Consider the following 14,489-nt stretch of genomic DNA (forward strand, 5'->3'; position numbering starts at 1 on the left):
ATGGCAGAAAAGCTAAAAATTAAACTTTCTATTGCAGATAGGGTTTATCCATTAACTATAGATCCTAGTCAGGAAGAAGGTTTACGCAAAGCTGCAAAAAATATAGAGCAGTTAGCAAAAAAGTTTGAGCAAAACTATGCCGTTAGAGATAAACAAGATGTATTGGCAATGTGTGCCTTGCAATTTGCCTCTAAAATTGAACAGAAAAGTATTGATAAACAAGAAGATACAACAGAGGTTACTAAGCGTTTACAGGCTTTAGAACACATTGTAGATTCTAAGCTTAGCTCTATATAATATAAAATACGTTCATTACATAACATTAAATTACTGCCCACATTGGTATTTTTTTGACAAACTCAACATTAATTTGTTTTTAAAGGGTGAGTTTAGTTTGTAAAAGCAAGCCTTACTAGTATAAGGATCCTTGATCATGCTGTTAGCCCTAATCCTGTTTTATAGGAGTTTGTACAAAACACCCCCAATGTGGGTTTTTTAATATATATAAACAACCATGGAGAATATTACATTTATAATTATAGGAACTATAGTAGGTTTAGCAATTGGCTTTATAATAGCTAAGTTTTTAGAAAAAGGAAAAGCCTCTAAAACAATTGCTAGTGCTAAATTAGAAGCAGAATCAATACTAAGAAATGCAAAAACCGAAGGTGAAAGCATTAAAAAAGATAAAATATTACAGGCTAAGGAAAAGTTTTTAGAACTTAAGGCAGAGCATGAAAAAGTAATTATTGCTAAGGATAAAAAAATGTCTGAAGCAGAAAAACGAACAAGGGACAAAGAATCTCAGGTGAGTAATGAGCTTGCAAAAAATAAAAAGTTAAACGACCAGTTGCAATCTAAATTACAGTCTGTAGATCATAAAAACGATTATTTAGAGAAAAAGCAATCTGAGTTAGATAAGTTACATAAAAATCAAGTTCAGCAATTAGAGGTAATTTCTGGTTTGTCTGCGGATGAAGCAAAAGAGCAATTGGTAAATTCTTTAAAAGAAACAGCTAAGTCTGATGCTATGGCGTTTATGCAAACAGCTATGGAAGAAGCTAAACTTACTGCAGAGCAAGATGCTAAAAAAATTATAATAAATACCATACAGCGCATAGGAACAGAGGAAGCAGTAGAAAACTGTGTGTCTGTTTTTAACCTAGAGTCTGATGATGTAAAAGGGCGTATTATTGGTAGAGAAGGTAGAAACATTAGAGCTTTAGAAGCGGCAACAGGAGTAGAAATTATTGTTGATGATACGCCAGAGGCAATTATACTTTCTTGTTTTGATTCTGTTAGAAGGGAAGTTGCGCGTTTATCTTTACATAAATTAGTAACAGATGGTCGTATACACCCTGCGCGTATTGAAGAAGTTGTGCGTAAAACAGAAAAGCAAATAGAGCAAGAAATTGTAGAAGTTGGTAAGCGTACAATTATAGACTTAGGTATTCACGGTTTGCACCCAGAGTTAATTAGAGCTGTTGGGCGTATGAAATACCGTTCTTCTTACGGACAAAACTTATTGCAGCACTCTAGAGAAGTAGCTAAACTTTGTGGCGTAATGGCAGCAGAACTAGGTTTAAATCCTAAAACAGCTAAAAGAGCAGGATTATTACACGATATAGGTAAAGTTCCAAATACTGAGGTAGAGGTAGAGACTCCACACGCTATTTTAGGTATGCAATGGGCAGAGAAATATGGAGAAAAACCAGACGTATGTAATGCAATTGGAGCTCACCATGATGAAATTGAAATGAAAACTTTAATAGCTCCAATTGTACAAGTTTGTGATGCTATTAGTGGTGCAAGACCTGGAGCAAGAAGACAAGTGTTGGATTCTTACATACAACGATTAAAAGATTTAGAGGAAGTTGCATTTGGATTTGTAGGCGTACAAAAAGCATATGCAATACAAGCCGGTAGAGAATTACGTGTTATAGTAGAGAGTGAAAAGGTAAATGATGATAAGGCAGCTGAATTGTCTTTTGAGATATCTCAAAAAATACAAACAGATATGACGTATCCAGGACAAGTTAAAGTTACGGTTATACGAGAAACAAGAGCAGTTAATGTAGCTAAGTAAAAACAAGTTAATTTTATAATATAATGTAAAAGCCTCCAATTTGGAGGCTTTTTATTTGTATAGAAGATAAAGAAATATGTTATTTTTTTCTTTTTCCAAAAATTGCTGTCATCATTAAACGTAAGCTGTAATAAAATAATGCTAATGCGGCTAATGAGAGTATAAAGCCAAGTATAAGTACGGGTAGGTATAAAGGATGATTCTCGTTTTTAAAAGCTTCATAAATAGCTCCAGGACCAGAAAACATAAGTAATACTGTTAACCCAAAAAACTTAATGCTTTTGTAAAAAGAGTCTGACTGTGTTGTGGGCATATTAAAAATAGTATTTATTAGTTTATAGTAATTTTATATTCGTATGTCTCAGAAAGGTTAAAATAGCCTAAGGCGTAATCTTCTTCATTAGTAACATTAACAATATTTCCTCTAATTGTAGCTGGTGTTGTTTGAAAAGGTCCACCAGCACTTTCTCCACTTTGTGCTAAAATTAGATTCATATAATTATAAAACTGTTCATCTGTTCCATTTAACTTTATAACAACTTCCTTGCCAGGGGATAAATCGTCATAAAAATAAGAGAATTTAAAAGTTTCACCCTGAAAAAATTCATCGGAAGTAGTTAAAAACTCTCCAAAGTCCAAATCAAATAAGTAAAAATCATCTCTATTTGGGTTGTCTGTAAAAGATACTATTAATTCTGTATCATCGTCATCAAAAAGTGTAGCATCTCCTTGCTCAACATTATCAATTGCAACACTAGGTATTAATGTTGTTTCAGCAATGTATGTATTGTTGTTGTACTCTACATTTAACTGATAGGTTTTGTTAAATTCTGGTGTAAAATTATTAGAATTAGCCTGGTAGTAACCGGCATTTCCGTTAGATGAAAATGGGTAAACCGTTCCTGTGCTTAAATCTTCAATAAAAACATTTGCAGTAGTTACGGGATTATCTTCTGTATCAAAATAATTTGTTGTTAAAGATAGTTTTACAAATCCGTCAGTTCTTACTGGGGTTTCTGTTGTGTAAACATTAAAACTAGCGTCTATAACTAATTTAGGCTCCGAGTTTGGTACTTCTATGTCTACTACATCTTCGCATCCAAAAATTAATAGCAATGGTATAATGTATAATAACTTTTTCATTAGTATTAAAATTTAAAATTATAAGTTACAGATGGTACTACACCAAAAATTGAGGTACGCAATGCTTCATTGTTACCTGTGTCTTCATTTCTAGAAAAATTGATAGAAGCGGCATTTTTACGATTGTAAACGTTGTAAACACCAAAAATCCATTGTGCTTGTAGCTTTCTATTTTTATTTTTTTTAGGTGTTAGTGTAGCAGATATATCTAACCTATTGTAGCTTGGTAGACGTTGATTGTTGCGTTCTCCATAAATAGGAATACTTAAATCTTTATATTCAAATTGTCCTATTGGGTAGTTTGTAGGTTGCCCAGATTGGTATATTAAATTGCTATTAATGCTCCATTTGTCATTAATGTTATAACTTGCATTTAATGATAAATCGTGGGTTTTATCAAAAGAGGTTGTATACCATTTTCCGTTATTTATTCCTGTTTCTTCTATAGTTCTGCCGGGTGTTTGTTGTTCAGATTTTGATAAGGTATATGATAGCCATCCGTTTAATTTTCCACTATTTTTTTTGAGCATAAACTCTAAGCCGTAAGATCTCATTTTTCCGTTTAAAATCACTTGTTCTATTGCATCATTAGCAATTAAATTAGCGCCATCTATATAATCTATTCTGTTTTTTACATCTTTATAATACGCCTCAGTCTCTAAAGAGTAATTATCATTTTTAAAATTTTTAAAATAGCCTATAGCATATTGATCTAAAATTTGTGGTTTTATATATCTTCCACTAGGAGACCAAACGTCTAAAGGAGTAGGGGAGCTAGTGTTAGATAGTAAATGCAAGTACTGCGCCATATGATTGTAACTTGCTTTAATAGAGTTGTTGTTGTTTAATGCGTATGATAAGGCTAGTCTAGGTTCTAAATTATTAAAAGTTGTTATTTGGGCAGTTCTTTTAAAGCGTTCTTTACCTATAGGTTCTGCACTTTCATATATCTGAAAATCAGTATTAAAATTAACTGCTTGGTTGTTTTCGTATATAAAAAGTTCATCTTGCCCAAGTCTAGTGAAATGGCTCCAGCGTACTCCGTATTGTAAGGTAAGTTGGTTAGTAATTTTGTGTTCTGTGTCTATATAAGCGGCAAATTCGTTGGCGTATTTATCTGTTAATTTATTTGGTAAAATGCCAGAGTCACTGCGGTTTGGCTTTATCTCACCAGGATTAAACCTGTAATAGGTGTTATTTATGCCGTAATTTAACTTTAAATTATTAGAAATGTAATTTTTAAAATCGTATTTAAGATTAAAATTTTGAATACCTGAGTTCCATTTAAAACCAACAAAATCTAATTCTAGCCCATAAAAGTAGTCTGAGTAAATTAAAGATAAGTTGCTAAATAATTTATCAGTAAATAAATGATTCCATCTCAAATTAATAACAGAGTTTCCATATGTGTTTTCAAAACTATTAGCAATACTAAAAACATCTCTTCCAAAATAACCAGAAAGATATAAGTTGTTGTTTTTGTTTGTTTTATAATTTAGTTTGGTGTTTAAATCATAAAAATACGCTTTATTATCATTGTCTATTAATGGTAAAAATAGGTGGGCGTAAGAACTGCGGCCACCTACTAAAAAAGCTCCTTTATCCTTTTTTAAAGGGCCTTCTAATAATAATCTGCTAGAAACAATGCCAATACCTCCGTTAGCTTTAAACTCTTTACTGTTTCCTTCTTTTTGATAAATATCTAGTACAGATGAAATTCTGCCTCCGTATTTAGCGGGAATACCGCCCTTGTATAGCTTTAGATCTTTTATTGCATCTGGGTTAAAAACGGAAAAGAAACCAAATAAATGTGAAGAATTGTAAATTGTAGCTTCGTCTAATAAAATTAAATTCTGATCTACAGAGCCTCCTCTAACATTAAAGCCAGATGCACCTTCACCACCACTTGTTACACCAGGTAGTAGTAAAATTGACTTTAGAACATCTGCCTCTCCTAATATAGCTGGTATCTTTTTAATACTGCTTGATGACAAGGAGTTAACACTCATTTGTGGTTTTCTAATATTAATTTTTTCTATGTCTTCGGTGAGTATTACTTCGTTTAGCTCTTCAACAGCTTCATTAAGTTGAAGGTTTAAAGTAGTGTCTTTTGTTAAATTTATTTGCTTTTTTACCTCATTAAAGCCAATATAGCTAACAATTATAGTATGTGACCCTTTGGGTAAGGTTAAGGAATAAAATCCGTATTCATTAGTAATAACACCTGTCTGTAGTTCTGGTATTGCTATAGAAACGCCAATTAGTGTTTCGTTGCTAGAAGCCTCTGTTATAGTGCCGTATAGTGTATATTTTTCCTGAGCATTACTTTTGGCAAAAATAAACAAGAATATAAAAAGGCAGACAATGGGTCTGTGCATAATTGGTGTGGTTTTTTGGTAAAAATAACCACTTTTATAGCTAGATAATAATAGTTAACATTTATTTAAAATAAAAAAAAGCCTACTCTTGGTTAAGAATAGGCTTTTTTTATGATAATAAAAATATTAAATACTGTTAATAATTGTATTTAAGGTATTACTAGGCCTCATAGCCTTAGCTAAAATTTCTTGATTAGGCAGGTAATAGCCTTCTATTTCTACACTAGAACCTTGAGCATTAATTAATTCTTGATTAATTTTATCTTCGTTATCTTTTAAAGAGGCATAAACTTCTTTAAATTTTGCTTGTAAAGCGGGACTCTTAGTTTGGTTTGCTAAGGCTTCTGCCCAATATAACGTTAAATAAAAATGAGAACCTCGGTTGTCTATTTCATTCACTTTTCTAGACGGAGATTTATCATTTAATAAAAACTTTTCTGTTGCATCTCCTAATGCTTCAGCAAGCACAAGAGTATCTTTATTTCCAGATTTTTCTGCTTCGTGTTCTAACGAAACTTCTAGAGCTAAAAATTCACCTAAAGAATCCCAACGTAAATGGCCTTCTTCTGTAAATTGCTCTACGTGTTTTGGGGCAGATCCACCAGCGCCAGTTTCAAATAAACCACCACCATTCATTAACGGTACAATAGATAACATTTTAGCACTTGTGCCAACTTCTAAAATTGGGAATAAATCTGTTAAGTAGTCTCTAAGTACATTACCAGAAACAGAAATTGTGTCTTTACCATCTTTAATTCTGGCAAGTGTGTATTCTGTAGCTTTTAAAGGTGAAAGAATTAAAATTTCTAAACCAGAGGTATCGTGGTTAGGCAAGTATGTGTTAACTTTTTTAATTAATTCTGCATCATGAGCTCTGTTTTCATCTAGCCAAAAAACAGCTGGTGTATTTGTAGCTCTAGCTCTAGAAACTGCTAGTTTAACCCAGTCCTGTATAGGTGCATCTTTAACTTGGCACATTCTCCAAATATCACCAACTTCTACATTATGCTCTATTAGTACATTACCATCTGCATCTATAACTTGTACTTTTCCGTTGTTTGCAATTTCAAAAGTTTTATCATGAGAGCCGTATTCTTCAGCCTTTTGAGCCATTAAGCCAACATTTGGAACTGTACCCATTGTTGTAGGGTCAAAAGCACCGTGTTTTTTACAAAAGTCTATAGTTGCAGCATATATTTCTGCATAACTGCTATCTGGAATAACAGCTTTTGTGTCTTGAGATTTACCATCTTTATTCCACATTTGTCCAGAATTACGAATCATTGCTGGCATAGATGCATCAATAATAACATCACTAGGAACGTGTAAATTTGTAATTCCTTTGTCAGAATTTACCATAGCTAAATCCGGCCCATTTTCAATTGCCTTTTCTATTTCAGCTTTAATTTCTGCTCCGTTAGAAATTTTATCTAATTTATTAAACAAACTCTCTAAGCCATTATTTGCACTGATACCGTTTTCTTCAAAAACTTTACCATATTTTTTAAATACATCAGCAAAGTAAGCTTCTACTGCATGACCAAAAATAATTGGGTCAGATACTTTCATCATTGTAGCTTTCATATGAACAGAAAACAACACACCTGCATCTTTGGCATCTTTAATTTGCTCTTGTAAAAAGGCTAAAAGTGCCTTGTTGCTCATTACTGTAGCATCTATAATTTCTCCAGGTAATAAAGCAATTTTTTCTTTTAAAACGTCTTTAGAGCCGTCTTCTTTAACTAGTACAACGCTAACGTCTGTACCTTTGTCTAGTGTAAGAGATTTTTCGTTAGACTTAAAATCTCCAGCAGACATAGTTGCTACATGAGATTTAGAATCTGGTGTCCAAGCTCCCATTGAGTGTGGGTTAGCTTTTGCGTAATTTTTAACTGCTTTAGGGGCTCTACGATCAGAGTTTCCTTCACGTAATACAGGATTTACAGCACTACCTTTAATTTTGTCATAACGACCTTTAATTTCTTTTTCTTTAGCGTCTTTAGGATCGTCTGGGTAGCTAGGAATTGCATATCCTTTTGATTGTAATTCTGCTATGGCTTCTTTAAGTTGTGGTATAGAAGCACTAATATTTGGTAATTTTATAATGTTAGCCTCAGGACTTTTTGCCAATTCTCCTAATTGAGCTAAAGCATCTTCAAATTGTTGCTCTTTAGAAAGGTAATCTGGAAAAACAGCTAATATACGAGCTGCTAAAGAGATATCTTTTGTTTCCATTTCTATACCTGTAGTTTTGGTAAAAGCTTGTACAATTGGTAAGAAAGATTGAGTTGCTAAAGCTGGAGCTTCATCAGTTTTTGTATATATTATTTTTGGCATATTATATTGATTTATTTTAAGCGAAACAAATATACAATTTTCAGTTATCTTAAGGAATGAGATATTTTTAAAAAACTATTAAAAATTGTGATTATTATGCAATAAATCAATAGAAAAACAAAAGCCATATCATAGTATTGTATACATTGATATGGCTTTTAGAAACAATTCTTAACTTTTGTGTGTTTTATACCTTCTATAAAACGGCAACCATTGATTGCAGTTAACTTTTGTTTCTACGTTTAAAACATAACAATACTTAATTTTAATTAAGTCAATATATTATGTTTCTTCTTGTTACTATTTTTAAGTTTATTAAACATATAATTTAAAAAGTTAAAAATCTAAAGTAAGGTTTTATCAACCCGCTATAGGTCTTCTGTATAACATTAATTTAAGATGTGCACTTAATTAACATAATAAAGAGATCTTGCAACAATATAAAGAACGCAACTTTATAGTCACTTGCTATACATTTACCTAATAATGATATTAATAGCAAATAACTGTTAAATTTAATAAATATAAATTAATTAAGCAATAACTTTAACATATTATGATTATTTGGCTTTGTAAATAAAAATAACATATATGTATTAATAAAAAAAGTCTACCGCTAGGTAGACTTTTTAGTATTGTGTAAGAAGTAGTTTTATTTACGAACTTCTTTAATTCTTGCTTTTTTACCAGTAAGACCTCTAAAGTAGAAGATACGAGCTCTACGTACTTTACCTTTCTTATTGATTTCAATTTTTTGTAATGCAGGTAAATTAACAGGGAAAATACGCTCTACACCAACAGTACCAGACATTTTACGGATTGTAAAAGTTTCTGTAGCACCGCTACCTCTTCTTTGGATAACTACTCCTCTAAAGAACTGAGTACGAGTTTTTTCACCTTCCTTAATTTCGTAGTATACAGTAATTGTATCACCAGCAGAGAATTTTGGAAAATCTTTTTTAGGAACAAATTCGTCTTCAACAAATTTAATTAATGCTTCCATCTTATGTTTTTTTTATGTAAGTTTATTAAAATCAACAATTCACGTATTTCGCCAGAGGTTAATTTTAAATCGAGTGCAAAAATACATTATTAATTTTATGTGGCAAGTTTTGAATAGAATTTTTTGCTATAATAAAGTTGTTATGACTCTTTTTTTAGTTTGCTAACAGCTATAATAAAGCCAATAACAAAAATAATAGAGAAGAAGCAGCTTAACACATTAATACTATAGTTAGCTAACATTAGTTGTTCTGGCTCTAAATTAAGTACACTTGTTAAAGTTGCTATTAGTGGGTATGCAATTGTGCAGAGCAAGCTTACAATACTACCAATAATCATAAAAATACCCTCTATACCTTTTCGTTTGGTAGTATAAATTATAGCGCCAATTATTGTGGCAATAGCTATTAAGGCGTAAATTATAGAGGTTATTCCGTATAATATTTCAAAATTGTCAATCATTATCTAGTAAATCTGGTCTTAGTTGTTTGGTTCTTTCATAGGCTTGGTCTTCTCTCCATTTTTCAATTTTTGGAAAGTTGCCATTAAGTAATATTTCCGGTACTTTTAATCCTTTGTATTCTGCAGGTCTGGTGTATACAGGCGGAGCTAACAAATTATCCTGAAAAGTATCTGTTAGTGCAGATGTTTCGTTATTTAATACACCAGGTATTAATCTAATTATAGTATCACATAATACAGCTGCTCCAAGTTCACCTCCAGATAAAACGTAGTCTCCAATAGATATTTCTTTTGTAATTAGGGTATCTCTTACTCTTTGGTCTACACCTTTATAATGTCCGCAAAGAATAATTATATTTTTAGATAATGATAGTGTATTTGCCATTTTTTGGTTTAACGTACTACCATCTGGCGTCATATATATAACATCGTCATACGCACGTTCTGCCTTTAGTTTGCTAATGCACTTATCTATTGGTTCTATCATCATAACCATACCTGCACCACCACCAAATTGATAATCATCTATTTGGTTGTAACTTTTATCTGTATAGTCTCTTAAATTGTGAAAATGAACTTCTACTAACCCTTTTTCTATAGATCTTTTTAGAATTGAAGCTTCAAAAGGACTCTTTAATAATTCTGGTAAAACCGTAATAATATCTATTCTCATACTAAATTATTGGCAGCAAATATACAATTTAGATTTTGCTAATTGGCTGTCCAAAAGTAGTGAAAAGAGTTTGTATCTTTTTTCCAGTTTAATTTTTCGTATAATTTTTGTGCAGGGTTGTTTGTTGCGGTCTCTAGTGCAATCCCTTTGTAGTTGTTAAATAAGCAAAACTCTTGAGCTTTTTGGAGTAGGGCAGCACCAATATTTTTAGATCTATGGTTTGCATCAACAAATAAGTCGTTTAAAATAAAAATGGGTAGTAGAGATACAGAAGAGTACGAAGTATAAAGTTGTGTAAAACCAACGGCTTCAACTCCTTTAAAAGCAATAAAAATATGGGATTGTTCTTTAGTTAATCTTTCTTTTAAAAAAAGAGTGGCAGCCTCTAAATTAGACTCTTGTTTGTAAAATATTCTGTAGTTATTAAACAGAGGAGCTATAGATGAAATATCTTTTACTGTTGCCTTTTTTACTGTTACCATAGTTTTAAAAATAAAAAAAGCTCCTTAAAAAAGGAGCTTTTATGTGTTATTTTTTATGCTTATTAAGTTCATCCATGAGCTGTCTGCTTATTTTTTGCTCTCGTTCTAAAGCTCTTCTTCTGTGGTCTTCAAACTCAGTTTCTAACTCTGCTAAGTTTGTTTTAGCTTCTTGGGTTAGTACATTACTTTTTCTAAATCTGTAAATAAATAAAAGTAATAACGTAAGTAAGCCTCCAATAATAGACCAAAGTATAAGGTTATAAGTTACTTTGGACACCTGCATACCTAAAAAAAACATACTGTCTTTTTCTTCTGTAATTGCAGTAAGGTTTTTTGTGGTAGCGTCTAGTTTTTGGTTTAAATCATTAATTGTCGTTTCGTTTTCTTTAATAGTACTTTTTAAAGATATTTCGGTTTTATTGTAAGCAGATAAAGAATCTAAAACATTCTTTTTTAGTTTTTCTAAACTTGTAACTTTTACAACTTCATATCTTACACCTGCAGCTCTATAATTTCCAGACTTTTTAGCAACGTAATCAAATTGAGATTCAATTGGTCCACTCTCTAAAGAAAAAGTGGAGTCTCCATCTTCAGAGTCGTTATCTTCCTGAGCAAACTGTAGGTTCCATACTAGTAAAGCAATAAATATTGGTAATAGCTTTAAGCCTTTCATATAATGTTGTGTTTAAAAAAAATTATGAGTTGGCTAAAGTAATTTAATATTTTTAGATAAGAAAAAAACTCCGCTGAAACTTGAAGAATAAAATAGAAAAATGTCTAAAAAATGCTCCAATTTATGAGTTACAACGAAGTTTTCCAACACATAATCGATTAATAGTACGTAAATCTTCTTACTTTAGAGATGTACTTAGCTAACCTTATTACTTGATGAGAGTATCCATATTCATTATCATACCAAATGTATAAAATAATGTTTTTACCATCTTTAGAAACTATGGTGGCAGGGCTATCATAAATTGATGGGGCAGAAGTACCAACAATATCAGATGATACTAACTCATTGTTTAAAGAATATTTAATTTGCTCTACAAGATCTCCTTCTAAAGCATATTTTTTAAGAATAGTGTTTATACCTTCTTTAGATGTTTTATTGTTAACGTCTAAGTTTAATATAGCTAAAGATCCGTTTGGTACTGGTACCCTAATTGCATTAGAACTTAATTTACCTTCTAAACTAGGTAAAGCTAAACATACTGCTTTACCAGCACCAGTTTCTGTAATTACCATATTTAGTGCTGCAGCTCTACCACGACGGTATTTATTGTGCATATTGTCTACTAAATTCTGGTCGTTGGTATAAGCGTGTATAGTTTCTAAATGTCCTTTTTTAACACCTAAAGAATCTTCAATAATTTTTAAAATTGGTGTAATTGCATTTGTAGTACAAGATGCCGCTGAAAATATTTTAGTAGTATCTGGGTTGTGCTCTAAGTGGTTTACACCGTGTACAATATTTGGTATTCCTTTACCAGGAGCTGTTAGTAAAACTCTAGATGCACCTTTAGATTGCAAATGTCTGCTTAAGGCTTCTTTATCTCTAAAAGCACCTGTATTGTCTATAATTAAAGCGCTAATTATACCGTATTTAGTATAATCTATATCTTCTGGTTTTTGCGCAGAAATAATATGTACTGTAGTGCCATTAATAATTAAAGCACTGTTTTCTACATCTACATCAATAGTACCTGTAAAATGTCCGTGTACAGAGTCTGTACGCAAAAGGCTAGCTCTTTTTTCTAAAACCTCTTGGTTAATTGCTCCTCTGGTAACAATGGCTCTAAGGCGTAATTGGTTTCCTTTACCAGTTTTAGCCATAAGCTCTCTGGCAACTAATCTACCAATTCTACCAAAACCATAAAGAACCACATCTTTTGGTTTTATTGTTTTGGCGCCATTAGCATCTTTTAACTTGTCTAAAACAAATGCTTTTACATTACTGTAATTATTATCATCTGCGTGGTATTCATAAGTTAATTTACCTATATCTAATTTAGCAGGTGGTAATTTAATGTCGTTAATTGCTCTTAAGATTTCAACAGAATCAAAAATTGAAATTGGTTTTTGTACAAATTCACCTGCATACTCGTGTAGGTTAATAATGTCACTAACATTTTTATCAATAATCTGATTTTTGAAAAGAACTACCTCAATAGACTTGTCATACCACAGGTTGCTCACAATTTTTATGAACTCTGTAGTTGCTTTTCTACGGTCTGCTTGAAAAGCTAATTCTTTCTCGTACGATTTACTGGCACTCATTAAATATGATTTAAAATGAATTTAATTTTGGGCAAAAGTACTATATTTCAAACGTTTTCGTAAAGTGTTTTATAAAAAAAAATGCAGACTTCGTTAAGTCTGCATTTTTAATCGTTTAAAAGGTTTGTGTTTATTGAAAGATTAGTCGTTCTCTTTCTCCTTTTTCGTTAACCATAGTTATACTAGTGTACCCGTATCTGCCAATAGAGCTAAATAGGTTTTTGGCATCATACACATTTTTAATCTCTTTTTTTCCTACAGCTATAAGTACTTTGCCTTCTAAATTGTACATTCTGTATAATTCCGGGACTCCTATAATTTTTACACCGTTTTTAGTTTTAAATTTTTTACGGTCTTTATCATTTAGGTTTTTTACTTCCAATCCAAGTCCTTCAATAATTATAGTTTGTCTTTCTTTTAAAATTACAGGCTTTATAATTTCTTCATTATCTCTTTTAATAGCTATTTGTATTGTGTCTCCTGGTCTTTTAGAAGATAAATAACCATTTAAGTCAGATAGCTTGTGAATTTCAACTTCATCAGTTTTTTTAATAATGTCTCCGCTTTGTAAACCGGCTTCAAAAGCACCAGAATCTTCAGTTACATCTTCAATATAAACACCATCAACTTCATTTAAGCCATTTTCTAAAGCATATCTAGAGTTTACTTTTGGTGTAGAAATTCCTAAAATTCCGTCTAAAACATTTCCATATTCAATTATATCATCTACAACCTTTTTTGCAATATTGCTTGGTACGGCAAAAGAATAGCCAACATAAGATCCTGTTCTAGAGGTAATAGCTGTATTTACACCAATTAAATCTCCGTTAGTATTTACTAAAGCACCGCCACTGTTTCCTGGGTTTACAGCAGCATCTGTCTGTATAAAAGATTGCGACTTATTGCTCATATCTAAATTACGAGCCTTAGCGCTAATAATACCTGCTGTTACTGTAGATGTTAAATTAAAAGGGTTGCCAACAGCTAACACCCACTCGCCAACTTTAACACTATTGCTGTCTCCAAAAGCCAAATAAGGTAATTTCTTTTTTGCATCAATTTTTAAAAGAGCAATATCTGTATTTGGGTCTGTGCCTACTAATTCTGCTATATAAGTTTTGTTATTGTTTAGCGTAACTTGTAATTGTGTGGCATTGTCTATAACGTGGTTATTTGTAACTATATAACCATCCTCAGATATTATAACACCAGATCCGGTACCAACTTGTGGTTTTGCAGAAACACTTTGTCCGTAAAAAAACTGTAGTACACGATTTTGTTCTTGGTCTATAGATACATTTTTAACGTGCACAACTGCATTAACCGTATTTTCTGCCGCAGTGGTAAAATCTACTTCATTAATACCAGCACCTCTAAAAGAAACAGGGGTGTTACTTGTTGTAAAAGTAGATGCATTAGAGTCTTCTGTTATAATGTGATAATTTTTCTCCTCCAAAAATAATTTATATGCTCCTAAAGTTATTGTGCCTGCAAGCACAGAAACGGCTAGTAAACTTGTTATTTTTTTCATAATCATTCAATATATTAACATTTTCAACTGTAAAATTATCAATTTTATATTTCAATAAGTCTAATTTAACGTCTTTTTAACTGCTAAAAAAACCTTAACAAATTATATATTTGTG

At 31.7% G+C, this 14,489-nt stretch carries 13 protein-coding genes and 1 other RNA gene; 3 read left to right on the plus strand and 11 right to left on the minus strand.

Features of this window, described 5'->3' with window-relative positions:
* The 3 genes from BFJ87_RS08180 to rny all read left to right on the plus strand — a co-directional run bounded on the left by BFJ87_RS08180 (window position 1) and on the right by rny (window position 2,086).
* The gene (locus BFJ87_RS08180; RefSeq protein WP_077402618.1) at window positions 1–297 is read left to right on the plus strand and encodes a cell division protein ZapA; all 297 of its coding nucleotides are present in this window, start codon (window positions 1–3) and stop codon (window positions 295–297) included.
* A gap of 60 nt (window positions 298–357) precedes the next feature.
* Window positions 358–468: non-coding RNA, 6S RNA (ssrS, locus tag BFJ87_RS08185), on the plus strand.
* A gap of 46 nt (window positions 469–514) precedes the next feature.
* On the plus strand, window positions 515–2,086 hold the full coding sequence (gene rny / locus BFJ87_RS08190) for a ribonuclease Y (RefSeq protein ID WP_077402621.1): 1,572 nt from the start codon (window positions 515–517) through the stop codon (window positions 2,084–2,086).
* Window positions 2,087–2,165: 79 nt separating this feature from the next.
* Here rny and BFJ87_RS08195 read toward each other — a convergent pair whose 3' ends face one another.
* From BFJ87_RS08195 to BFJ87_RS08245, 11 genes are all read right to left on the minus strand, one after another.
* Window positions 2,166–2,399 (minus strand): DUF6095 family protein, encoded by a 234-nt coding sequence (locus BFJ87_RS08195; RefSeq protein WP_077402624.1) that lies wholly within the window; start codon window positions 2,397–2,399, stop codon window positions 2,166–2,168.
* 17 nt (window positions 2,400–2,416) lie between these two features.
* Complete coding sequence (locus BFJ87_RS08200; protein ID WP_077402626.1) at window positions 2,417–3,229, minus strand: DUF4249 family protein; 813 nt, start codon at window positions 3,227–3,229, stop codon at window positions 2,417–2,419.
* A gap of 5 nt (window positions 3,230–3,234) precedes the next feature.
* Entirely contained in the window at window positions 3,235–5,607 is a 2,373-nt protein-coding gene (locus BFJ87_RS08205; RefSeq protein WP_077402629.1) for a TonB-dependent receptor, read from the minus strand.
* A gap of 126 nt (window positions 5,608–5,733) precedes the next feature.
* A complete protein-coding gene (locus tag BFJ87_RS08210; RefSeq protein WP_077402632.1) occupies window positions 5,734–7,944 on the minus strand; it encodes an NADP-dependent isocitrate dehydrogenase in 2,211 nt (736 codons plus the stop codon).
* Between the two features lie 652 nt (window positions 7,945–8,596).
* A complete protein-coding gene (gene rplS, locus BFJ87_RS08215; protein ID WP_013619598.1) occupies window positions 8,597–8,947 on the minus strand; it encodes a 50S ribosomal protein L19 in 351 nt (116 codons plus the stop codon).
* A gap of 140 nt (window positions 8,948–9,087) precedes the next feature.
* Window positions 9,088–9,408, minus strand: a complete 321-nt coding sequence (locus BFJ87_RS08220) for a hypothetical protein (protein ID WP_077402634.1) — start codon at window positions 9,406–9,408, stop codon at window positions 9,088–9,090.
* The gene (gene trmD / locus BFJ87_RS08225; protein WP_077402637.1) at window positions 9,401–10,081 is read right to left on the minus strand and encodes a tRNA (guanosine(37)-N1)-methyltransferase TrmD; all 681 of its coding nucleotides are present in this window, start codon (window positions 10,079–10,081) and stop codon (window positions 9,401–9,403) included. The genes BFJ87_RS08220 and trmD overlap by 8 nt, the downstream gene beginning before the upstream one ends.
* Before the next feature lie 38 nt (window positions 10,082–10,119).
* Window positions 10,120–10,563: a GNAT family N-acetyltransferase gene (locus BFJ87_RS08230; protein WP_077402640.1), complete on the minus strand. Its 444-nt coding sequence runs from the start codon at window positions 10,561–10,563 to the stop codon at window positions 10,120–10,122.
* 46 nt (window positions 10,564–10,609) lie between these two features.
* The gene (locus tag BFJ87_RS08235; protein ID WP_077402642.1) at window positions 10,610–11,236 is read right to left on the minus strand and encodes a tRNA (guanine-N1)-methyltransferase; all 627 of its coding nucleotides are present in this window, start codon (window positions 11,234–11,236) and stop codon (window positions 10,610–10,612) included.
* A 158-nt stretch (window positions 11,237–11,394) separates the two neighbouring features.
* Window positions 11,395–12,843, minus strand: coding sequence for a glyceraldehyde-3-phosphate dehydrogenase (locus BFJ87_RS08240; protein ID WP_077402644.1), 1,449 nt, complete (start codon window positions 12,841–12,843; stop codon window positions 11,395–11,397).
* Window positions 12,844–12,973: 130 nt separating this feature from the next.
* Window positions 12,974–14,374 carry a S1C family serine protease gene (locus BFJ87_RS08245; protein ID WP_171974487.1) on the minus strand — a complete coding sequence of 467 codons (1,401 nt, stop codon included), beginning with the start codon at window positions 14,372–14,374 and terminating at the stop codon, window positions 12,974–12,976.
* Window positions 14,375–14,489 lie beyond the last annotated feature (115 nt).

The organism is Cellulophaga omnivescoria, from assembly GCF_001999725.1.
Lineage (GTDB): Bacteria > Bacteroidota > Bacteroidia > Flavobacteriales > Flavobacteriaceae > Cellulophaga > Cellulophaga omnivescoria.